Source organism: Duganella sp. AC917, assembly GCF_979258245.1.
Genome location: NZ_OZ409848.1, coordinates 1310467 through 1333188, shown reverse-complemented (window position 1 = coordinate 1333188; position 22722 = coordinate 1310467). Strand labels below are relative to the sequence as shown.

19 protein-coding genes are annotated in these 22722 nt (G+C 63.3%); 10 read left to right on the top strand and 9 right to left on the bottom strand.

The window, feature by feature from the left end; translation table 11 throughout:
- Positions 1-149: 149 nt before the first annotated feature.
- Together tsf and rpsB are read right to left on the bottom strand one after the other, a co-directional pair.
- Entirely contained in the window at positions 150-1061 is a 912-nt protein-coding gene (tsf, locus tag ACZ0BA_RS06000) for a translation elongation factor Ts (protein WP_463450415.1), read from the bottom strand.
- A gap of 134 nt (positions 1062-1195) precedes the next feature.
- Positions 1196-1948, bottom strand: coding sequence for a 30S ribosomal protein S2 (gene rpsB, locus ACZ0BA_RS05995; RefSeq protein WP_463454712.1), 753 nt, complete (start codon positions 1946-1948; stop codon positions 1196-1198).
- Between the two features lie 412 nt (positions 1949-2360).
- Between rpsB and ACZ0BA_RS05990 the strand changes: the two genes are divergently transcribed.
- The 9 genes from ACZ0BA_RS05990 (at position 2361) to ACZ0BA_RS05950 (ending at position 15087) form a co-directional block, all read left to right on the top strand.
- Complete coding sequence (locus tag ACZ0BA_RS05990) at positions 2361-3161, top strand: MHFG family PEP-CTERM protein (RefSeq protein ID WP_463450414.1); 801 nt, start codon at positions 2361-2363, stop codon at positions 3159-3161.
- 182 nt (positions 3162-3343) lie between these two features.
- Positions 3344-4171: a type I methionyl aminopeptidase gene (map, locus tag ACZ0BA_RS05985; RefSeq protein ID WP_463450413.1), complete on the top strand. Its 828-nt coding sequence runs from the start codon at positions 3344-3346 to the stop codon at positions 4169-4171.
- 6 nt (positions 4172-4177) lie between these two features.
- Complete coding sequence (locus ACZ0BA_RS05980) at positions 4178-6760, top strand: [protein-PII] uridylyltransferase (RefSeq protein WP_463450412.1); 2583 nt, start codon at positions 4178-4180, stop codon at positions 6758-6760.
- Positions 6761-6791: 31 nt separating this feature from the next.
- Positions 6792-7541: a pseudouridine synthase gene (locus tag ACZ0BA_RS05975; protein WP_463450411.1), complete on the top strand. Its 750-nt coding sequence runs from the start codon at positions 6792-6794 to the stop codon at positions 7539-7541.
- A 270-nt stretch (positions 7542-7811) separates the two neighbouring features.
- Positions 7812-8483 (top strand): flagellar brake protein, encoded by a 672-nt coding sequence (locus ACZ0BA_RS05970; RefSeq protein WP_463450410.1) that lies wholly within the window; start codon positions 7812-7814, stop codon positions 8481-8483.
- 169 nt (positions 8484-8652) lie between these two features.
- Complete coding sequence (locus tag ACZ0BA_RS05965; RefSeq protein WP_463450409.1) at positions 8653-12072, top strand: hybrid sensor histidine kinase/response regulator; 3420 nt, start codon at positions 8653-8655, stop codon at positions 12070-12072.
- Positions 12056-12994 (top strand): response regulator, encoded by a 939-nt coding sequence (locus ACZ0BA_RS05960; protein ID WP_463450408.1) that lies wholly within the window; start codon positions 12056-12058, stop codon positions 12992-12994. The genes ACZ0BA_RS05965 and ACZ0BA_RS05960 overlap by 17 nt, the downstream gene beginning before the upstream one ends.
- Before the next feature lie 368 nt (positions 12995-13362).
- Positions 13363-14733: an ATP-binding protein gene (locus tag ACZ0BA_RS05955; protein ID WP_463450407.1), complete on the top strand. Its 1371-nt coding sequence runs from the start codon at positions 13363-13365 to the stop codon at positions 14731-14733.
- Between the two features lie 177 nt (positions 14734-14910).
- Positions 14911-15087 carry a hypothetical protein gene (locus ACZ0BA_RS05950; RefSeq protein ID WP_463450406.1) on the top strand — a complete coding sequence of 59 codons (177 nt, stop codon included), beginning with the start codon at positions 14911-14913 and terminating at the stop codon, positions 15085-15087.
- A 6-nt stretch (positions 15088-15093) separates the two neighbouring features.
- Here ACZ0BA_RS05950 and ACZ0BA_RS05945 read toward each other — a convergent pair whose 3' ends face one another.
- The 6 genes from ACZ0BA_RS05945 to ACZ0BA_RS05920 form a co-directional block, all read right to left on the bottom strand.
- Positions 15094-15738, bottom strand: a complete 645-nt coding sequence (locus ACZ0BA_RS05945) for a GNAT family N-acetyltransferase (RefSeq protein ID WP_463450405.1) — start codon at positions 15736-15738, stop codon at positions 15094-15096.
- Between the two features lie 33 nt (positions 15739-15771).
- Positions 15772-16665 (bottom strand): hypothetical protein, encoded by an 894-nt coding sequence (locus ACZ0BA_RS05940; protein WP_463450404.1) that lies wholly within the window; start codon positions 16663-16665, stop codon positions 15772-15774.
- A gap of 128 nt (positions 16666-16793) precedes the next feature.
- Entirely contained in the window at positions 16794-17123 is a 330-nt protein-coding gene (locus tag ACZ0BA_RS05935; RefSeq protein WP_463450403.1) for a hypothetical protein, read from the bottom strand.
- 2 nt (positions 17124-17125) lie between these two features.
- Entirely contained in the window at positions 17126-19672 is a 2547-nt protein-coding gene (gene ctaD, locus ACZ0BA_RS05930; protein ID WP_463450402.1) for a cytochrome c oxidase subunit I, read from the bottom strand.
- Positions 19669-20628, bottom strand: coding sequence for a cytochrome c oxidase subunit II (locus tag ACZ0BA_RS05925; RefSeq protein WP_463450401.1), 960 nt, complete (start codon positions 20626-20628; stop codon positions 19669-19671). Before ACZ0BA_RS05925 ends, ctaD begins: the two co-directional genes overlap by 4 nt.
- Before the next feature lie 8 nt (positions 20629-20636).
- Positions 20637-21005 carry a c-type cytochrome gene (locus ACZ0BA_RS05920; protein ID WP_463450400.1) on the bottom strand — a complete coding sequence of 123 codons (369 nt, stop codon included), beginning with the start codon at positions 21003-21005 and terminating at the stop codon, positions 20637-20639.
- Between the two features lie 147 nt (positions 21006-21152).
- Here ACZ0BA_RS05920 and ACZ0BA_RS05915 point away from each other — a divergent pair, with 147 nt between their 5' ends.
- Entirely contained in the window at positions 21153-22007 is an 855-nt protein-coding gene (locus ACZ0BA_RS05915; protein ID WP_463450399.1) for a c-type cytochrome, read from the top strand.
- A gap of 15 nt (positions 22008-22022) precedes the next feature.
- Here the strand turns inward: ACZ0BA_RS05915 and urtE are convergent, their stop codons facing one another.
- Positions 22023-22721, bottom strand: coding sequence for an urea ABC transporter ATP-binding subunit UrtE (urtE, locus tag ACZ0BA_RS05910; RefSeq protein WP_463450398.1), 699 nt, complete (start codon positions 22719-22721; stop codon positions 22023-22025).
- Between the last annotated feature and the right edge of the window lies 1 nt (position 22722).

Sequence of the window (22722 nt, the reverse complement as noted above, 5' to 3'; positions counted from 1 at the left end):
CTCCTAAAGTGTGTGGGGTTGATTCAGGGATGGCTGCCGGCGCCTATCATACCTTGAGATAGGCGCGACGGCCGCCGGGGACAACTGGTGTTACGGACAAGATTATCTTGTCGGGCTAAAAAAACGGGCCTCTCGGCCCGTTTTCACTATTAACCCTGGGAAGCGGCCATCTGAGCGGCCACTTCAGCAGCGAAGTCATCCACTTTCTTCTCGATGCCTTCACCGACGACGTACATCGTGAACGATTTCACGGTGGTCGCTTTTTCCTTCAGCATCTGTTCGATCGACTGCTTGTCGTTCTTGACGAACGCCTGGTTCAGCAGCGACACTTCCTTCAGATACTTCTGGACCGAACCTTCGAGGCGCTTGGCGACGATTTCCGGCGACTGCGCCGGCTTGCCGGCGGCGGCGGCGGTGGCTGCATCTTCGTCGGCCTTCAGTTGGGCGACCGAGCGCTCTTTTTCGATCAGTTCGGCTGGAACCTGGTCGGCCGACAGCGAGACCGGCTTCATCGCGGCGATGTGCATGGCCACGTCTTTACCGACTTGCTCGTCGGCGCCGTCGAACTCGACGACCACGCCGATACGGGTGCCGTGCAGGTACGACGCCAGTTTGGCGGTCGTTTCGAAGCGCTGGAAGCGGCGGATCGACATGTTTTCGCCGATTTTACCGATCAGGGCTGCGCGCACTTCGTCCAGGGTCTGGCCGTTGCCAGCTGGCAGGGCCAGCAGCGCGGCGACGTCGGCCGGGTTGTTTTCGGCGACCAGCTTGGCGGCGGTGTTGGCCAGGTTCAGGAAGTCGTCGTTCTTGGCGACGAAGTCGGTTTCCGAGTTCACTTCGATCAGTGCGCCCACGCCGTTGGCGATGTAGGTGGCGACCACGCCTTCGGCGGTCACGCGCGACGACGCTTTCGAGGCCTTGCCGCCCAGCTTGACGCGCAGGATCTCTTCAGCACGACCCATGTCGCCTTCGGCTTCGGTCAGTGCTTTTTTGCATTCCATCATTGGCGCGTCCGTCTTGGCGCGCAGTTCGCCTACCATTGCTGCAGTAATCGCTGCCATAGTGTTTCTCCTGTATTCGGTATTCGGTGGAAGGGGAGCGGCCGGTCAGCCCTGCTCTACCCATTTACGTTAAAAAAAAGGGGGAGCTGTTGGCCACCCCTTTTTCCTTACAGCTTACAGCCAGTTCGGAACAATTAAGCCTGTTCGTTCACTTCGACGAATTCGTCGCCTGCTGCGGCTTTGACCATTTCAACTACTTCGTTACCGGCGGCTGCACGGCCTTCCAGGATCGCATCTGCAACGCCACGGGCGTACAGCGTGATGGCTTTCGACGAGTCGTCGTTGCCTGGAATGACGTACTGAACGCCTTCTGGCGAGTGGTTGGTATCGACCACGCCGATGACCGGGATGCCCAGTTTAGCGGCTTCGGTGATGGCGCCTTTATGGTAGCCGACGTCAACGACGAAGATTGCGTCAGGAACGCCGCCCATGTCCTTGATACCGCCGATCGATTTTTGCAGCTTGATCATTTCGCGCTGGAACATCAGGCCTTCTTTTTTCGACAGCTTCTCAACCGAACCGTCTTCGATCTGGGCTTCCATGTCTTTCAGGCGCTTGATCGAGGTCTTGATGGTTTTGAAGTTGGTCAGCATGCCGCCGAGCCAACGCTGATCGACGAATGGAACGCCTGCGCGTGCCGCTTCGGCCGCGATGATTTCGCGGGCTTGACGCTTGGTGCCGACCATCAGGATGGTGCCGCGGTTCGAAGCAACCTGCTTCACGTGTTTCATCGCCTCTTGATACATACCCATCGTCTTTTCCAAGTTGATGATATGGATCTTGTTGCGGTGACCGAAGATGAACGGTGCCATCTTTGGGTTCCAGAAACGGGTTTGGTGACCAAAGTGGACACCGGCTTCCAGCATTTCGCGCATCGTTACGGACATATTTAACTCCAGGGTTGGGTCTGGAATCCGATCAGTCACCATAGAGGCACCCTTGTCGATCGGATTCGCGTTTATGAATAAACAATAATTTAACTACACATCGCCTGAACCGAAAGTCAAATTCAAGCAACCCGAGATTCTACCCTGAAAACAGCCACTTAGGCAAGTCCGCGCCGCTGGCGCGGTGTGCCCCGCAGCGCCCGGCAACTTGCCCTGGACAAAAAAAGCGAACGCGACCGCAATACAACGGTCGAAACGTTAAATTGTAACATTCGGAAATTAATTGTTCTGGATCACTCGAATCATAAGCAATTTGTAATATCATTCGCAAAAGATTAGTGCCGCTGCATTAAGACACTTGCCTTTTTGAAAGTCTGCTAAAATTGCAATGTTGTGTTTCGGAGAGTATTTAATGTCTACCCTTTTTGCCATTACCCTGGCGGCTGCGGCCACCGTTCAACCCAGCTGCTCATGGGATCGGCCGGGGGCCAATCCGTACACCGGCAACGCCGACGCCGCGATCGACCGCTATACAGACATCCCGGAACGCACCCGCGTCAAACTCAAGCACCGCCTGAATTATGGCAATCCGGACGAGACCGTCAGCATCACGCGCGACGCCATCACCGGCAAATATGCTTACGATCCCGCGATCCGCGACATGCACTTCGGCGCCGCCTCCGTGTGCCACAGCGTCACCCGCAGCAAGTGGTCCGCCAGCCGCAACGAGCCGGGCGCCGTCTACTGCGTCGACCAGCATTGCATTTTGGTACCGAAAATCTGCGGTAACGTCAGCCGCATCGTGCGTCCGCGCCCTGCCGTGGCGCAACTGCCGCCGCCAGCCGCCGCCACGCCGCCGAACTGGAACGAGCACGTCGGTGACACCGACCTCGGCCTGATCGACGCGCCCATCGTCGAGGACGTGCCCAACCTGCGCACCGCCGGCTTCCTGCCAGCGCCGGTGGCCCAGGCCCCGGTCGAGGAACGGGTGGTCGAGCAGCCCTTCGTCAACCGGCCGGTGCCGGGCAACCAACCGATCTTCCCGGGCGGCAGCGTGCGTCCGATCGTCCCGCCACCACCGGGCGTGCCGCCTGTCACCCCGGTGCCGGAGCCGGAAACCTACGCCATGCTGTTGAGCGGCCTGGGCCTGCTGGGCTTTGCCGCGCGCCGCAAGCGCCGCGCAGCCGCCGCGGCAGCCGCCAAGACCGCCTGAGTCGGGTCGCTGGAGCCGGGCGACCAGTGCCTGGCCGGGACCGATTCCGCCACAACCCGGCCGTTGCCGCACGCGACGCCCCCGGCGTCGTTTATAATTTCAGCATATTTGCACGCCGCGACGGACGAAAGTCCGCTCGCCGCCTGCGTTTTTACCGTTTACCTTGCTGATTGCGATCCTCTATGTCTATCTCCATCAAATCCGCCGAAGATATCGCCGGCATGCGTGTGGCCGGCCGCCTGGGCTCCGAAGTGCTGGACTACATCACCCCCTTCGTCAAGGCCGGCGTGACCACCGGCGAGCTGGATCGCCTCTGCCACGAATACATGGTCAACGTGCAGGGCACCATTCCGGCGCCGCTGAACTACTGCCCGCCCGGCTACACGCCGTACCCGAAGGCGATCTGCACCTCGGTCAACGACGTCATCTGCCACGGCATCCCCGGCGACAAGGTGCTCAAGAGCGGCGACTCGGTCAACCTCGACATCACCGTCATCAAGGATGGTTACCACGGCGACAACAGCCGCATGTTCCTGATCGGCGAACCGTCGATCATGACCAAGCGCCTGTCCGACATCACCTACGAATGCATGTGGCTGGGCATCGCCAAGGTCAAGCCGGGCGCGCACCTGGGCGACATCGGCCACGCCATCCAGCAACACGCGGAAAAAGCCGGCTACAGCGTGGTGCGCGAGTTCTGCGGCCACGGCATCGGCAAGATCTTCCACGAGGAACCGCAAGTGCTGCACTACGGCCGTCCCGGCACGCTCGACGAGCTCAAGCCGGGCATGATCTTCACCATCGAGCCGATGATCAATGCCGGCAAGCGCGAAATCCGCGAAATGGGCGACGGCTGGACCATCAAAACCAAGGACCGCAGCCTGTCGGCGCAATGGGAACACACCATCCTGGTCACCGAGACCGGCTATGAAGTGCTGACCTTGTCGGCCGGCAGCCCGCCGCCGCCGGCGTTCATCACGAACGCCGCCGCTGCCGCCGTCGCGGCGTAAGCGCACATGTCGGCGGTCGTTATCAAGAACGAACTGCGCGAGCAGCTCAAGCGCCAGCTCAAGGCCGATCGCCAGATCGTCATCGCCGGCTTCCAGGCCGACGGCATGCCGGAAAAGCTGCTGCGCAGCCTGCGCCAGAGCGTCGACGCGGTGCTGACGACGGCCTGGCACGAAGCGCGCCTGCCCGCCAACACGGCGCTGATCGGCGTCGGCGGCTACGGCCGCGGCGAGCTGTTCCCCTACTCCGACGTCGACCTGCTGATCCTGCTCGAGGAGGCGCCCGACGCCCCCACCACCGCCAAGCTCGAGGAACTGGTGCAACTGCTGTGGGACCTGGGGCTGGAGATCGGCCACAGCATCCGCACCGTCGATGAATGCCTGACCGAATCGGCCGCCGACATCACCGTACAAACCAGCCTGCTCGAGGCGCGCATCATCTGCGGCGACGAGCAATTGTTCGAACAGCTGCAGCGCCGCTACGACGCCGCGATGGACCCGCGCGCCTTCTACCACGCCAAGCTGTTGGAGATGCGCCAGCGCCACGCCAAGTACGAGGACACCGCCTTCAGCCTGGAGCCGAACTGCAAGGAAAGCCCGGGCGGCCTGCGCGACCTGCAGGTGATCCTGTGGCTCGTCAAGGCCGCGCGCCTGGCCAACTCCTGGCGCACCCTGGCCACCAGCGGCCTGATCACCCAAACCGAGGCCAAGCAGCTGATGGAAAAGGAGCGCGCCTTCAAGGACATCCGCGTGCGCCTGCATTTGCACGCGGGACGGCGCGAGGACCGGCTGGTGTTCGACATCCAGACCGCCATCGCCGAGTCGCTGGGCTTGCAGGCCACCGGCAGCGGTCCGGGCATGCGGCGCGCCAGCGAATATCTGATGCAGCGCTACTACCGGGCCGCCAAGACCGTCACCCAGCTCAACACCATCCTGCTGCAAAACATCGAGGAACGGCTGTTCCCACAGGAAGAGCTGGCCGCGCCGATCAACGCCCGCTTCAACGATCTGAACGGCCTGATCGACATGCGCGACGACGACACCTTCGTGCAGACGCCGTCTGCGATGCTGGAGATTTTCGTGCTGATGACCGAGCGCCCGTCGCTCAAAGGCATGACCTCGCGCACCATGCGCGCGCTGTGGCACGAGCGCTTCCTGATCGACACCGCGTTCCGCGCCGATCCGGTCAACCGCGCGCTGTTCCTGCGCATCCTGCAGGCGCCGCAGGGCATCATCCACGCGCTGCGGCGCATGAACGACCTGTCGATCCTGGGCCGCTACCTGCCCAACTTCCGCAAGATCGTCGGCCAGATGCAGCACGACCTGTTCCACGTCTACACGGTCGACCAGCACATCCTGATGGTGGTGCGCAACATGCGCCGCTTCACGATGGCAGAGCACGCGCACGAGTATCCGTTCTGCAGCCAGTTGATGGCCAACTTCGCGCAACCGTGGCTGTTGTACCTTGGCGCGCTGTTCCACGACATCGCCAAGGGGCGCGGCGGCGACCACTCCAAACTGGGCACCGTCGACGCCCAGCAGTTCTGCAGCGAGCACGGCATGAGCGCCGAGGACACCGAACTGGTGGTGTTCCTGGTCGAGCAGCACCTGGCCATGTCGCAGGTGGCGCAGAAGCAGGACCTGTCGGACCCGGACGTCATCGCCGCCTTCGCCAGGACGGTGGGCGACGAGCGCCACCTGACCGCGCTGTACCTGCTGACGGTGGCCGACATCCGCGGCACCAGCCCCAAGGTGTGGAACGCCTGGAAGGCCAAGCTGCTCGAGGACCTGTACCGCATCACCTTGCGCGTGCTGGGCGGCGAGCCGCACAGCGCCGACCACGAACTGAAGAACCGCCAGCAGGAAGCCTTGGCCACCTTGCGCCTGTACGGCCTGGGGCCGGACGCGCACGAGGCGTTCTGGCGCCAGCTCGACGTCGCCTACTTCCTGCGCCACGACGCCTCCGACATCGCCTGGCAGACGCGCGCGCTGTACGACCGATTCACCAGCGACAAGCCGATCGTCAAGTGCCGCCTGGCGCCGATCGGCGAAGGCTTGCAGGTCGCCGTCTACATCCGCGACCAGCCGGACCTGTTCGCGCGCATCTGCAGCTATTTCGACCGCAAGAATTTCAGCATCCTCGACGCCAAGATCCACACCACGCGCCACGGCTACGCGCTCGACACCTTCCTGGTGACCGAGCAGAACTTCGCCAAGAGCTACCGCGACATCATCAACCTGATCGAGCACGAGCTGAGCGGCGTGCTGACCCATCCGGAGCCGCTGAGCGCGCCCGGCAAGGGCCGGCTGTCGCGGCTGTCGCGCACCTTCCCGATGCAGCCGACGGTGGACCTGCGCCCGGACGAGCGCGGGCAGTACTACCTGCTGTCGATCGCGGCCAACGACCGCACCGGCCTGCTGTATGCGATCGCCAACGTGCTGGCCAAGTACCGCCTCAACCTGCATACGGCCAAGGTCATGACCCTGGGCGAGCGGGTCGAGGACGTGTTCCTGATCGACGGGCCGGCGCTGGGCAATGCCCGCAGCCAGCTGCAACTGGAAACCGATTTGCTCGAGGCCATCAAGGTATAAACCACACCGTTCACCATTATAGAAAAGCATCATGTCAGAAGAATTATTACGCCTGTCCAAACGCATGTCCGAACTGGGCCTGTGCTCGCGCCGCGAAGCCGACGAGTGGATAGCGCGCGGCTGGGTCCGGGTCGATGGCCAGGTCATCTCCGAACTGGGCAGCAAGGTCTACCCTAGCCAGAAAGTCACCGTCGAGCGCCAGGCCGCCGCCGAGCAATCCAAGCGCGTCACGGTGCTGATCAACAAGCCGATGGGTTACGTCAGCGGCCAGGCCGAGGACGGCTATCAGCCGGCCGTGGTGCTGGTCAAGCCGGAAAACCGCTGGCCGGACGATCCGTCGCCCGAGCTGTTCCACCCGACCCAGCTGCGCTCGCTGGTGCCGGCAGGCCGCCTCGACATCGATTCGGTCGGCCTGCTGGTGCTGACCCAGGACGGCCGCGTGGCCAAGCATTTGATCGGCGAGACCACCAGCGTCGACAAGGAATACCTGGTGCGCGTGGAGTACACCAAACCGGGCAAGCTGCCCGACAGCGACCTCAAAAAACTCAACCATGGCCTGTGGATGGACGGCAAGCCGCTGCTGCCGGCCAAGGTGCGCTGGCAAAACGACGACCAGCTCAGCTTTACTTTGCGGGAAGGCAAGAAGCGCCAGATCCGCCGCATGTGCGACATGGTCGGGCTCAAAGTGCTCGGTTTGAAAAGGGTACGCATCGGCAAGGTCAAACTGGGCGACCTGCCGGTCGGCCAATGGCGCTACCTGCGTCCCGAAGAGCAGTTTTAAGCAGCGGCCGAGGAGCGCCGACCGCGCCCTACCCGGCGTGCGCGTGGACCAAACCGCACAGTCAACGAAATATTCTCACTGTTTATTGCTATTTAGCAAGCCAAGTGCGCGAATAACTTGTAAACTGTTCGGACCGACCTCGCATTGCTGAAGTCACAATCAAAGAGATATGCCGTCGTGAACGATCCCATACCCAACGAAATTCGCCGGGGCCCGCCCAGCCTAAAAGATGCTGTGGAGCCCATACCGGCGGGTTCGAAGCCGCATGACATGACTGATGAGCATGACATCGGCGACTCGCTGACCCTGCTCGCCGACAACGGCGACCCGGTGTCGATCTACCCGGCCAGCACCACCAATGTGGTGATGGCGCGCATCCGCTCGGTCGATCCCGACAATCCGCGCTTTGTGCTTGAACTGAACGAGGGCGAATTCCTGCCGCCCGGCGAAGCGACCTTTGTCGCCTGGCTGCGCTCGGCGAAGATCCAGTTCAAGCTGAGCTCGGACGAGTGGGCCTGCCAGCCCGGCGTGCCGACCCTGATCCCGCTGGGCTTCCCGCTCAAGTGCCTGGTGCTGAACCGGCGCGCCTCGACCCGGCTCGAAACACCGCTGGGCATCTACTACATGGCCTCGTTCGTGTTGAACGGCAAGCCGTACGAATTGCAGCTGTACGACTTCTCGTCCGGCGGCGTCGGCATGCGCGCGCCGCCGCGCGACTGCGTCGGCCTGCACGTGGGGCGCAAGCTGCAGCGGGTACGGCTCGAGCTTGGTCCGGATTCGGTCATGATCGCCGACCTCGAGGTGCGCCTGTCGCGCACCTTCCGTTCCTTCCTGCTGGGCGAACAGGTGCAGATCGGTTGCCAGTTCACCAATCTGTCACCGGGCATGCGGGACGAGCTGACCCGCCTGCTCGACAAGCTCAACGCCAACCGCCAACGCTAGTTCGTTAGCACCAATGTGGTGCGCTCGCATCTCGCCGCACCACGATGGGGCGGCGCGCCCATCGCAACCGCCATCGATTCCGATACCGCCCCGGGTTCAGCTTAGTTTATCGGCATAACTCTTGCTTGTAAGTCAGGAGCAGATAACGATAAGCCAGAACAGGGAGTACATGAGCACCACCGCGGCAGAGACCGAACCGCCCCAGCGCATCGTCAAGATCCGGCGCGACTACAACACCTGGGTGGCCAACGAAACGATCGAGGACTACGCGCTGCGGTACACCCCGCGCTCGTTCCGCAAATGGTCGGTGTTCCGCGTCTCCAACACGGCCTTCGGCGCCATCTCCTTCCTCGTGCTGGAAGCGATCGGCGGCACCATCACCGTCAACTACGGCTTCATCAACGCGCTGTGGGCCATCATGGCCGTCGGCCTGATCATCTTCCTCACCGGCCTGCCGATCAGCTACTATGCCGCCAAATACGGCGTCGACATGGACCTGCTCACGCGCGGCGCCGGCTTCGGCTACATCGGCTCGACCATCTCCTCCTTCGTCTACGCCTCGTTCACGTTCATCCTGTTCGCGCTGGAGGCGGCCATCATGGCCTACGCGCTGGAACTGTATTTCGGCCTGCCGCTCTATCTCGGCTACATGGTCAGCGCATTGGCCGTCATTCCACTGGTGACGCACGGCGTGACCCTGATCAGCCGCATCCAGATGCTGACACAGCCCGTGTGGCTGATCCTGATGGCGCTGCCGTTCGTCGCCATCCTGCACAAACAGCCTGAATTGCTGCCGCAGTTAATGGACTACGCCGGCCGCTCAGGCCAGAACGGCCAGTTCAATGTGCTGATGTTCGGCGCGGCCACCGCTGTCGGCGTGGCGCTGATCACGCAGATCGGCGAGCAGGTCGACTTCCTGCGCTTCATGCCGCCCAAGACCGCCGACAACCGTATGCGCTGGCACCTGGGCGTGCTGATCGCGGGACCGGGGTGGATTTTGCTGGGCATCGTCAAGATGCTTGGCGGCGCGCTGCTGGCCTTCCTGGCCATCAGCAGCGCGGTGCCGCTCGACCTGGCCGTCAATCCGACGCATATGTACCTTGCCGGCTACGGCCAGGTGTTCGCCGATCCGCGCTGGGCGCTGCTGGCCACCGCGCTGCTGGTGGTGATCTCGCAGGTGAAGATCAACATGACCAACGCCTACGCCGGATCGCTGGCGTGGTCGAACTTCTTCGCGCGCCTTACGCACAGCCATCCGGGCCGCGTGGTGTGGGCGGTGTTCAACGCGCTGATCGCCGTGCTGCTGATGGAGCTCGACGTGTTCCAGGCGCTCGACCAGGTGCTCGGCCTGTACTCGTGCATCGCCATCTCGTGGATCACGGCGGTGGTGGCCGACCTGGTGGTCAACAAGCCGCTCGGCCTGAGCCCCAAGGGCATCGAGTTCCGCCGCGCCTACCTGTATGACATCAATCCGGTCGGCGTCGGCGCCATGGTGCTGGCGTCGGCGCTGTCGGTGGCCGCCTTCATGGGCGTGTTCGGCCACCAGGCGCAGGCTTTTTCCGCCTTCATCGCGCTGCTCACGGCGCTGGTGGCGGCGCCGCTGATCGCCATCGCCACCAAGGGTAAATACTATATCGCGCGTCAGCCCGGCGTAGTGCAAAAGACCTGCGTGATCTGCGAGAAGGAATACGAGGCCGAGGACATGGCGCACTGCCCGGCCTATCAAGGTTCGATCTGCTCGCTGTGCTGCTGCCTGGACGCGCGCTGCAACGACGTCTGCAAGCCGCACGCGAAAGTGTCGGCGCAGTGGCAGCAGGCGATGCAGGCGCTGCTGCCCAAATCGCTGTGGCGCTATCTCAGTAGCGGTCTCGGACACTACCTGCTGCTGATGATCGTCACGGTGCTGTTCCTCGGCGCCCTCCTCGGCTTGATCTACTACCACGAGCAATCGGTGCTGCCGGCTGGCGACGCCGCGCTGCTGCCGCAACTGCGGCTGGTGTTCTTCAAGATCTTCGCCGCGCTCTTGATCACCAGCGGCATCGTCGCCTGGTGGCTGGTGCTCACCAGCGAAAGCCGCCGCGTGGCGCAGGAGGAATCGAACCGCCAAACCGGCCTGCTGACGCGTGAGATCGAACTGCACAGCCAGACCGACGCGCAGCTGCAGCAGGCCAAAAAGACCGCCGACCTGGCCAACCAGGCCAAGAGCCGCTACATCGCCGGCATCAGCCACGAGATCAGGACACCGCTTAACTCAATACTCGGCTACGCCCAGCTACTCGACAACGATCCATCGATCCCCGAGCACCGCCAGCAGGCCATCCGCGTGATCCGCAGCAGCGGCGAGCACCTGCTGTCGCTGATCGAAGGCACGCTCGATATCGCCCGCATCGAGGGCGGCAAGCTGACCTTCGACACCAAGGAGATCAACTTCCCCGACTTCATCGGGCAGTTGGTGCGCATGTTCGAGCTGCAGGCGGCCAACAAAGGCCTGACCTTCCGCTACGAGTTGACCGGCGCGCTGCCGCGCATCGTGCGCGCGGACCGCAAGCGCCTGGGGCAGATCCTCATCAACATCCTGGGTAACGCAGTCAAGTTTACCAGCGAGGGCGGCGTCGTGCTGCGGCTGAAGTATGCACGCGAAATCGCCGCGTTCGAGATCGAGGACTCCGGTCCCGGCATCCTGCAGGAGGAACTCGATCACATCTTCGAGCCGTTCACGCGCGGCAGCGCCAGCGCGCACGCCAACGCCAGCGGCACCGGCCTCGGTCTGCCGATCAGCAAAATGCTGACGCAGCTGATGGGCGGCGAAATGAAGATCCGCAGCGCGCCGCAACAGGGCAGCTTGTTCCACATCCGGCTGTTCCTGCCCAGCGTGCACGTCACCGGTAACGCACTGCGGGAACTGGAGGCGCCGGCGCAGCAGCGCACCGGTTATCGCGGACCGCGCCGGCGCATTCTGGTCGTCGACAACGAACGGGTCGACCGCGAGCTGCTGCTCAACATCCTCGCGCCGCTGGGGTTCGAGATCGCGCAGGCGGCGTCGGGCCTCGAATGCCTGGACTTGCATGCGTCGTTCAAGCCCGACCTGATACTGATGGACCTCGCCATGCCGGGCATGGACGGCTGGGAGGCCAGCTACATCCTGCGCCGCCGCCAGTTGTCGCAGGCGCCGATCGCCATCGTCTCGGCCAACGCCTTCGACAAGGGCATGGAGAACGCAGCCGGCATCAAGGCGGAAGACTTCATCATCAAACCGGTCAACGTCGGCGAGCTGTTGGACTGGATCGGCCGCCGCCTCGCGCTGGATTGGATCACGCAGCCGCGCGCGGAGGCGATCAGCAGCGAGATGCCGGCTGCCGTGGGTGCTGCGGCAATGGCGATGCCCCCGGCCGCGCAGATGGCGGCGCTGGAGGAATTGATACGCATCGGCTATGTACGCGGCATCCAGTCCAAGCTCGATGAGATCGACGCGCTCGACGCCCAGTACTCCCGCTTCACCCACGCCATGCGCGATTTTGCCAAACGCTTCCAGCTTGATGCGATGGCCGACTTTGTCCGAAAGAATAAGAGCGATGAACTTCAACATTGAACCCGCGCGCGGCAACCTGGTACTGGTGGTCGACGACGTCCCGGAAAACCTCGCCGTGCTGCACGACGCGCTGGACGAATCGGGGTTCACCGTGCTGGTGGCGAACAACGGCGAGGCGGCGTTGCAGCGCGCCGCCGAAGCGCAGCCGGACATCATCCTGCTCGATGCCATCATGCCCGGCATGGACGGCTTCGAAGCGTGCCGGCGGCTGAAAGCCAATCTGGCCACGCGTCATATTCCGGTGGTATTCATGACCGGCCTGACAGAGGCCGAGCATGTGGTGGCCGCCTTCGAGGCCGGCGGTAACGACTACGTCACCAAGCCGCTGCGCACCGGCGAGGTGCTGGCCAGGATCGCCGCCCACATGCAGACGGCGCGCCTGATGGACCAGGCCCGCAGCGCGCTGGACGCCTTCGGCAACGCGGTCATCGCGATGTCGCCGCGCGACGGCAAGATCGTCTGGCAAACACCCTTGGCGCGCACCTTGATGCAGGGGTATCTGGTCGACACCGAGTTACCCACGTGGCTGGCGGCGACGCAGGCCGCGCATAGCCAAGGCCAGTCGCATCCGCCCTTGACGCTGGCGCGCGGCGCGCGCAGGTTGATCTTCTCGGCGGCGGAGTTCAGCGAGGACGAGCAATGGATGATCGTGCTGCGCGAGGAGTCCGACGTCGCGCAAATCGAAAAGCTGATGGCCGCGTTCAAACTGACGCAGCGCGAATCGGAGGTGCTGAATTGGCTCATCAAGGGCAAGACCAACCGCGATATCGGCGAGATCCTTGGCACCAGCCCGCGCACGATCAACAAGCACCTGGAGCATGTGTTCGTAAAGCTTGGGGTGGAGACGCGCACCTCGGCGGCGGCTGTGGCCATGACCAAACTGCGCGCCGGCGGCCGCAACGAGGAGCTTGAGCGCTCCTAATCAAAGCGCTAGCGCTGTGGGCGGGGCCGACGACTTCGGGACGATTACTTGAAACTCGACACGACGTCCGAACGGCCAACGGCTGCTTCCGCGCCATGGCAAACCTTCAAACCTTGTCTGGAAACACGTGGCGTTAGCGCGGCGTTAACTCCTATCCCAACTCCGTGTCATCAAGTCGGTCCGCCTGACCCGCTTTGGTCCTGGCCGTTAATTTGTTCCGCGTATGTGCGACTAGGTCGTCCTGGATCAGGCGTTCACTGGGACAGATAGCTTCGGATGATGAAGCAGGCGGAGTACAATGCCGAAGAAATATTTATTGCAATTCTAAACGCTAAATTTGGCGTTCGCCCTTCCTGGTAAAGCATATCTTGATTCACACATCCAATTCCCATGATGACAATATACTAACCCTTGGAATTGGAGGCGAGTTTGACATTATTTTCCTCAGACAGCGATCACGCCAGATCGCCGAGGCCTGCGGTTTCGGCAACCTCGACCAAGCGCGCATCAGTACGGTGGTTTCGGAGCTGGCGCGTAATATTTATAATTACGTGGGCACTGGATTTGTCTCGTTCGCCGTCGTTGGCAGGGTGGCTCCCCAAAAATTGCTCATCACATTCGAAGACCAGGGAGCGGGAATTGCGGACGTTGAACTGATCCTGTCGGGAAATTACCGTTCAACTTCAGGAATGGGGCTAGGGATTTTATCGGCCCGTCGTCTGATGGATCATTTTGAGATCGCCAGCAGCGCAGCAGGCACGCGAATCACTGTCGGCAAGCCGTTTCCGCGACAAATCGTATTCAAGGCAGCCGATGACTTCCGTTCGATTATCTCGCGGCTCGAAGCGCTGCCTAATCAAGCGGCGTTATCGGAGGTACGTCACCAGAACCGTGAATTGACTGATGCCCTCAATGCACTACAGCTACGTCAGGACGAGCTGCTCACGGTAACAAGTCGTCTAGAAGATCGAAATCGCAGGATCGAAGCGCTTAACCTTGCACTTGATGACCAGGCTGCCGCCCTGCAGCAGGCAGATCGCAGCAAGGATGCGTTCCTGACTATGCTCAGCCATGAACTGCGCGGTCCCCTGTCGGCGACGGCCATGGCCGCCACGCTTCTCAGGCCGACCGGCGTGAGTTCGGAACGCGCCAACCAGATGGGCGAAATGATCAACCGGCAAGTCGCTCATATGAGCAGAATGGTCGAGGATCTGTTGGACGTCTCGCGGGTGAGCCGTGGTCTAGTGCACATGGAGAAGATTTCTGTGGAAATTGCGGAAATTGTGGCGGCGTCGGTCGAACAAGTGCAATTTGCGGCAGACGCCAAGGGCCACCGTATCACGATACAACTGTGCCACGAAAATCTGTTGGTGCTCGGCGACCGTACAAGGTTGATCCAGGTCCTGTGCAACGTCCTCAACAACGCTATACGTTACACCGACAATGGAGGGGACATCGACATTGCATTGGAAAAATGCGGGCCGATGGCGTTGCTGCGGATAACGGACAACGGCAACGGCATCCCAGCGGAGCTTGTTCCGCGCCTATTCGACCTCTACGTTCAGGCTGAACTTTCGTCGGATCGTACCGGCGGCGGCCTGGGCTTGGGGTTGGCGCTCGTAAAAAACTTGGTCGAAGCCCACAAAGGCCACGTGACGGTTCATAGCGACGGACCAGGAGAAGGCAGTGCGTTCACGGTGTTTTTACCGCTATGCGTTGATTTGCCTGAGTCCAAGTGATTGGCTCTATGCAACCGCAGCCGCCCCTCATGAAATGTCACGCACTTCCTAAAGTCCACCGAGCAAATATACGCCTTGCAGTTCGCAGACTGTATTCAGGAGAGGTCGTGAGATTTATCTAACGTCCGCTAGCGCTTGGCAGGCGGTCCGATGCCACATCAGTGAAGTATTGACTTCGTGCAGCAACAACGCATCGTCACCGCCGCCACGACGGCGATGGGCGGCCGACGTTTTTACGCGTCCTTGGACACGTTCGAGTTCTTCAGCGGCGAATCCGGCGCCAACCGGCGGATGTGGGAACAGCGTTTCGATGGACTGGACGCGCTATTGCATGAGCACACGGAGGCGCAATGAAGCGTGCTAAGTCGCCACCGTGGAATAAGGCGCAATAACAGTCCAGCCTAACGTCGAATACAGAGCACGCCCGGCATCGGTCGCCACGAGAACCCGCCGCGTGGCGCCTGAGCGTTGCGCGGAACCCAGCGCCGCCATCATCGCCCTGCCCAACCCTCGTCGCTGATGCGCCTCCTCGACGATGATGCGGTCGAAAATGAATGTCCCGCCGTATTCGGCCGCATAGCCGCTGGCGGCCAGGTCGCCATCGACGCTGAAAATGCGGGCCAGGGTGGTGCAGCCTTCCATGACCAATTCCAGCCGATACCCTGCAGGCAAGGCGGGTCGCGCATCCTGTGCGCCATCGTGGACCATGAAGTGGGCGCCGGGCTGCAATTGCCATGCGGCCGGCACGAGTTCCAGCAGTTGCTCGGCTGGCCCGATCATTTTGATGAAGGTGCGCGGTTGCGTAATCGATTTGGCCAGCTCGCGTATTTCCTGCACCGGTCCGGCGAACACATAGCGCCGAACTTCGATGTCCGATCCCGTGTCGACGCGCAGCCCGCCGCTGTCGGCTACCGGCAGCGGCAAGCCGCGCGCGACCGACCGTGCGGCAAGCCAACCCGCCAGCAACTCGGGGGCGACGGCACTGGAGATATTCGGCTTGCCCATCGTAGGTCTGCGCTCCTGTCGAGTAACCGGCGCTCACTGGCCCGCTGCGGCGCGATTCTTCGCCTGCTGCTCGGCCGCCTTCTCCGCCATGTCCTTGCCGGCGGCAATCGCCGTGGTGACCTGCTGCGTCGATAGTGGCCCCTTCAACGCCATTTCCACCTGGGTCTTGTAAGGATTGGGGAAATTCGGGTCGCTCCGTGCCAGCATCCGATCGAATATATCGCTCACCGCGTAGGTATAGCGCAGCGCCAGCGCCGGATCGGCGTCCAGCGTCCCGCCATAGCTGTACTCCCGCATCAAGGTCAACATGCTTATCATGTCGCCCGCCTCCGCGTGGGCCGTCAACAACTGCTCCGCCTCCAAGCGCCACGCCTTCACCAACGGATCGTCCGGCCGCGTCTTCAGCGCGCTGCGATCGCCGAACGGACCGACACGCAGAAACGCGTCGTCCGCCCCGCTCACCCCTGCCCTGGCGGCGATCGCCAGATGGTCAAGGCGCGACATCTTGATGCGCTCCGTGAGACCGGCACAAAGCGCCGTTTGCGCCCGATATTCCTCGTCGGTCAGCCCACGCAAGAACGTTTGGCTTTGTGGATCCTCCGTCAGTGCTATGCCCTTCTCCGCGAAGTCGATGCAGCCCTGCGCCAGCCAGTAAGCGCGCAGCGCGTCGGCCGGCACGCCGGTGGAGACTAGAAGATCGATTTGAGTCGCCAGCGGCATGCCCGTGGCGGCGGCTGGAAGATCGACACGTGCCGTATCGGCCGATGGCGCATGGTGCGCGGCGCGCGGATTGGCCAGCCAAGCGTCTGCAGGGCGATGCGGCGACGCCGGCGCTCTCGCAGGCCGTGGAAAGCTGGAGTAAAAATACAGTGCGAACAGCGCGAACATCAACAACAAGAACGCGTACAGCGAATGCTTTACTTGCATATGACGACGCGGCGCGGGCGCCACTCAAAAAGAAAACAAAGCAATGTAGCACAATATTTAACAGCGAAAATGCGCGCTTTGTCACAAAACGTTGCCGCGCCGACGGCCGAAAAACCAGCCAGGAAGGCTCAAGGCGCGGTGCACATCTCCAGCATCAGCATGGGCACGCACGTCCACACGATGGCCGCCAGCGCCAGCGCCGCCGACGCCAAATGGACCCAGACGACCAGGCGCACAGGCTGCGACGCGCGGCATGCCGGCCGTACCGCACGCGCCAGCAGAAGGGCCGCCGCGCCCAGCGCCAGCACCGACGCCACCGTCAGCGCCAAGCCTGGATCTGCACCGCGCTGGCAGGCCGCAGCCGTCCACGCATAGCAAAAAAAGAAGTGTGCCGCCCAGATCAGCAGCGGCGCCACCGCCAGTGTCATTTTGCTCAAAAGCCGGTCTTGGGTGCGCATGATCATCCCATCAGTTTGGGCAGCCACTGCACCGCCGCCGCGATGACGACGCCTTGCAGCGTGGCGTAGTGCCACACCAGCGCACAGTTGTCGAGGGTCGCGCGGGCGGGCGGCGTCAGCCTGCCGGTCCAGGAACGGACCAACAGATAACCCGCCAGGATGAACAGCAGCACCGCGTGCAGGCCCTGATAGGCCAGCATCGCCGCCACCGTCGCGCCCCAGGCGTGGGCGGTCGGATCCAGACCCGCCAGCGCCTGGCCGCGCAGATCGAGTCCGAAGGAGCCAAGCATGCACGCCAATGCCAGTGCGATCGCCAGCCGCTGCCAGCCCTGTCCCCGGCGTGGCGCCTTGCCCGCCTTGTCCGGCACGACGGCGCAGGTGCGCCGGGTCCATTCGATCAGCAGCGACCCGGCCAGCAGCAAACCACACGACAGCAGCGGCCAAAACGGTTCGGGCAGGCGGCTGCCCGGCGGCGGGCATACCTCCAGCCGCATCGATATGTGGATATGGGCGAACAGGAAGGCGGCGAAGATGGTGCCGTTCACCACCAGCATGATGACCGTTCCCCACCACGAATGCGAGGCCGTGCCGGTGACGCCGACCGGCAACGACACGTCGTCGGAGACCTTGGCCGTGCGCTGCACCGGCGGCGTGTCCGACTGCCACATCCACGCCAGCACCGAGGCCACTGCCACGATGCCGCAGACCCACGCGACCAAGGTCATTTTGATCGTCAGCAGCAGGAAGAAGCCGGCCGTGCCGACTGCGGCGGCGAACGGCCACCAGCTGTCACCCGGGAGCACCAGCAGATACAGCGGGCGCGCGGCCACCGGGCTGGTGACGATGGACTCGCGCCGCCCGGTCGCGGTGCCGGGCAGCCAGTGCGCGCCCTCTTCCACCTCCCGCGCCAGTTGCGGCCTGTCCCACAACGGCTCGCGCGACTCCACCTGCGGAATGCTGCGAGTGGCGTAGTCCTCCGCTGGCAGCCATTCGAGCGTGGACGCGCGCCACGGATTGCCATGCTCGCGCTCCGGCAGGCGCAAGGTGCGGACAGCATCGACGATGAACACCAGCACGCCCAGCGCGAGGGCGAAGGCGCCGATGCTGGATAAAAGGTTCAGGAGGTCCCAGCCCATCTCGGGCGAGTATGTGTAGACCCGGCGAGGCATGCCGAGCAAACCGGTGATATGCATCGGGAAGAACGCCAGGTTCATCCCGCCGAACATCAACCCGAACACCCAGCGCGCGGTCGGCTCCGACATGCGATGGCCGTTCACCAGCGGCATCCAGTAATACAGCGCCGCGAACATCGGGAACACCAGGCCGCCGATCAGCACATAGTGCAGGTGGGCGACGATGAAGTAGGTGTCGTGCACCTGCCAGTCGAACGGCAGCACCGCCACCATGACGCCCGTCAGCCCGCCCAGCACAAAGATGAACATGAAACCGAGCAGGAACAAGGTCGGCGCGTTGATGCGCACCTGCCCGCGCCACAGCGTGGCGATCCACGCGAACACCTGCACGCCGGTGGGTATCGCCACCGCCATGCTGGCCGCCGACACCAGACTCGTTTCAAGCAGCCCGAGGCCCGCCGTGAACATATGGTGCGCCCACAGCGCGAAACTGAAGAAGCCCACCGCCACCAGCGCGGCGACGATCGAGCGGTGCCCCACCAGCGGCGTGCCGGCCAGCGCCGGGATCATCGTCGACACCATGCCGGCCGCCGGCAGGAAGATAATATACACCTCGGGGTGGCCGAAGAACCAGAACAGGTGCTGCCACAGTAGCGGATCGCCGCCGCGCGCGGGAATGAAGAAAGGCCAGTCGTAGGCACGCTCCAGTTCCAGCAAGGTGGTGCCGGCGATCACCGCCGGGAAGGCGAAGACGATCATCACGGCCACCACCAGCATGGCCCAGGCATACACCGGCATGCGGCCCAGGGTCATGCCCGGCGCGCGCGTAAAAAGGATACCGACAATCAGTTCGATGGCGCCGGCGATCGCCGAGATTTCGATGAAGCCTATGCCAAGCAGCCAGAAATCGGCGTTCAGGCCCGGCGAATACTCTTTGCCCGTCAGCGGCGGGTACATGAACCAACCGCCGTCCGGGGCCAGCCCCCAAAAAAGGCTGAAGAAAAAGCCGATGCCGCCCACCGCGTACGCCCAGAAGGCGTAAGCGGACAAGCGGGGGAACGGCAAGTCGCGCGCGCCCAGCATGCCGGGTAACAGGAACACGGCGATCGCCTCGACCACGGGAATGGCGAACAGGAACATCATCACCGTGCCGTGCATGGTGAACACCTGGTTATAGGTGCCGGCGCTGAGCAGTGCGTTCTCCGGCACCGCCAGCTGGGCCCTGATCATCAGCCCCAGGATGCCGGCCAGGATGAAAAACAGCAGCGCTGTGCCAATGTACAGCAGGCCGATACTGGTGTTGTTGACCGATGTGAGGAAGGCCGGCCCGCGCGGCGTGCGCCAGACCCGTTCGAGTTGTTCGAGTTCTCCCTCCGGACGTGGCAGGGAGCTCGGAAGATCGCGTACCGCCGTCATTTGAGCTGCTCCAGGTAAGCGGCCAGCGCCCGCAAGGTCGCGCCGTCCATATCGGCGCTGGCGGGCATGCGCACGCCCGGCTTGGCAACGTGCGGATCGGCGATCCATGCCGCCAGCGCGCCCTGCCCGTTGCGCAAGGTGCCCGCTCCCAGATACAGCCGGCTGCCGATATGCGTCAGATCCGGGCCTAATGCGGTGCCGCCGTCGGCAGCCTTCGCGCCGGTACGTATCGTATGGCAGGCCGCGCAGCGCTGGTCTTCAAAGGCTCGGCGGCCGCGTTCGACCTCGCCGCCCTCCGCCGCAGCTGCCGCCGGCCGCGCCTGCGCCGCCAGCCAGGCCGAGAATTCGGCCGGCGACTGCGCCACCACGTGCAAGGCCATGCGCGCGTGCTGCTCGCCGCAGTATTCGGCGCACTGCGCGCGATACACGCCGGCGCGGTCAGCCTGCAAGGTCATGCCGTGCACCCGGCCAGGAACCATATCCACCTTGCCCGCCAGCGCGGGCACCCAAAAGCTGTGTATCACGTCGGCGCTGCTCAGGCCCAGATACACCGGTTGACCAAGCGGCACGCGGATCTCGTTGGCAAGCACGATATCCTGGCCGCCGGCGGGATCGGCGTAGCGCACCTCCCACCACCACATGCGCGCGATCAACGATATCTTGATCGCATGCTGGGACGTCGGCTTGCTCAATTGGGCGCTGCGCCAGGTGCCGAACACCAGCAACGCAGACAGCAGCACCAGCGGCAGCAGCACGCCCCCGCCGACGATTGAGACCATCGGGCGCACCGGACGTGCGCCGCGCAGGCTCATCGCACACAGGACCATCACACCGATGAACAGCAGCGTGCCGCCAATGAACAACACCCAGGTCAGTTGCGCGATGACGGCGGCATCCGGCCCGGCCGGATGCAGCGCCGATTGCAGCCACGAGGTTTTGCTTATGCTTGCGCTCATGCCTGCACTCATGGCAGCGCGTAGAGGTAGGCCGCCATGTGGCGGGCGTCGGCAGCCGACACGCCCATGGCCGGCATCGCGGTGCCGGGCTTCATGGACGCCGGGTCGACGATCCAGCGCGCCAGCGCGTCGGGGCGATTGGGAATCTGACCGGCGATGTAACTGCGCCGGCCATAGCTCTCGAGCGCCGGGCCAAGCGTGCCGCGTGCGGCCGCCACGTCGGGAATCTGGTGGCACGACCCGCATTGGTACTGTGCCAGCAGCAGCTTGCCGCGCCCCGCGTCACCGCCAGGCACGGGCGAACGCGCCTGCTCGCCGGAGTCGCAAGCGGCCAACAATGACGCCAGGGCCAGTAGGTAGAGGGGAAGGATGCGCACGATTGGAACCTGCTCGAGCCTATCGAATGGCTATAATACAAGAAACATATCATTTCGCTATTTTCAACAGAACACCAGCCGGCGCGGCGTTGTCGGCCCGCTCGGCGAAGGGCTCGAACGATGACGATGCACCGCCGACGACTCGTTTTGATCACTGTCGCCGCCACCTTGGCGACGCTTGGAACGTTGGGCGCCATCGTCGGCGCGGTGGTTTTTTTCGGCGGCTACTACGATATCTCCTCGACCAAGCTGCACTTCCAGCTGGTGCACACGGTGCTTGAACAGGGCATGCGCGAATCGGTGCGTCATTACGCGCGGGACGTGCAAACGCCGGCTTATGTGGCGCAGGCCAAAGCGCTGCCGGCAACCGGCGTGGCGTCGTCGCCAGCGCTGCTGCGCGGGGCGGGGCTGTATCGCGATAATTGCGTGGCTTGCCATGGCGCGCCGGGTGTCGCGCAGGACGACATCGGCAAGAGCATGCAGCCGGTGCCAGGTCCGCTGGCGGACGCCTCGCGCCGTTGGCGTCCGAATGAGCTGTATTGGATCACTCGTCACGGCATCAAGATGAGCGGCATGCCGGCGTGGGAGTTCCATCTGGCAGACGAGGATTTGTGGGCGGTGGTGGGTTTTCTGGTGGCGCTGCCGGAGCTGTCGCCGCAGGCCTATGCCGCAATCACCAAGCAGGCCGGCGAGCAGTCGCGTGCGCCACGGCCGGAACGCGCGGTGTCGAACGCCATGCGCGGACGATTGGCGCTAAGTCAGTATGCGTGCAACGCCTGCCATGTGATTCCCGGCGTGACCGGGCCGGACACCTTTGTCGGCCCGCCGCTCAAGGACCTGGCGGCGCGCAAGTACATCGCCGGGCACCTGCCCAACAGTGCGGCCAACCTGGCGCAGTGGATACGCGATCCACAGAAGATCAATCCGCAGACGGCGATGCCTGCGATGGATGTCACAGAATCGGATGCGCGCGATATGGCCGCGTATTTGCTGTCCCAATAGCTGGAAAATGCCGTTCTACACGGCGAGGTGGCGTTTGACTTCCGGGTCGTTCATCGTCGCCTGTGCGCCGGAAGCCACAACCTCGCCGCGCGACAGCACCATGAACTGGTCCGCCAGCTCGTGCGCGAAATCGAAATACTGCTCGCACAGCAGGATCGCCATGTCGCCGCGCTGGCGCAGCAGCCGGATCACGTTGCCGATGTCCTTGATGATCGACGGCTGGATGCCTTCCGTCGGCTCGTCGAGAATGATCAACTTAGGTTCCGCCAACAACGCGCGGGCGATCGCCAACTGCTGCTGCTGACCGCCCGACAAATCGCCGCCGCGCCGGTGCAGCATGTCTTTCAACACCGGGAACAACTCGTACACCTCGCCCTTGATGGTGCCGGCCTTCTTGCCGCTATGCGTGGCAAGCCCCATCAGCAGGTTCTCCTCCACCGTCAGGCGCGCGAAAATCTCGCGACCCTGCGGTACATAGGCGATGCCGGCGCGCGCCCGCTGGTGTGGCGCCATGCGCGTGATGTCGCGTCCCTCCAGCTTCACGCTGCCGGCCGACACCGGCAACACGCCCATCAGGCACTTCAACAGCGTGGTCTTGCCCACGCCGTTGCGGCCCAACAGCGCCATGCACTTGCCGCGCTCCAGCTCCAGCGACACGCCCCGCAAGGTATGCGAGGACCCGTAGTATTGATTTATTTTTTCAACTTGCAGCATA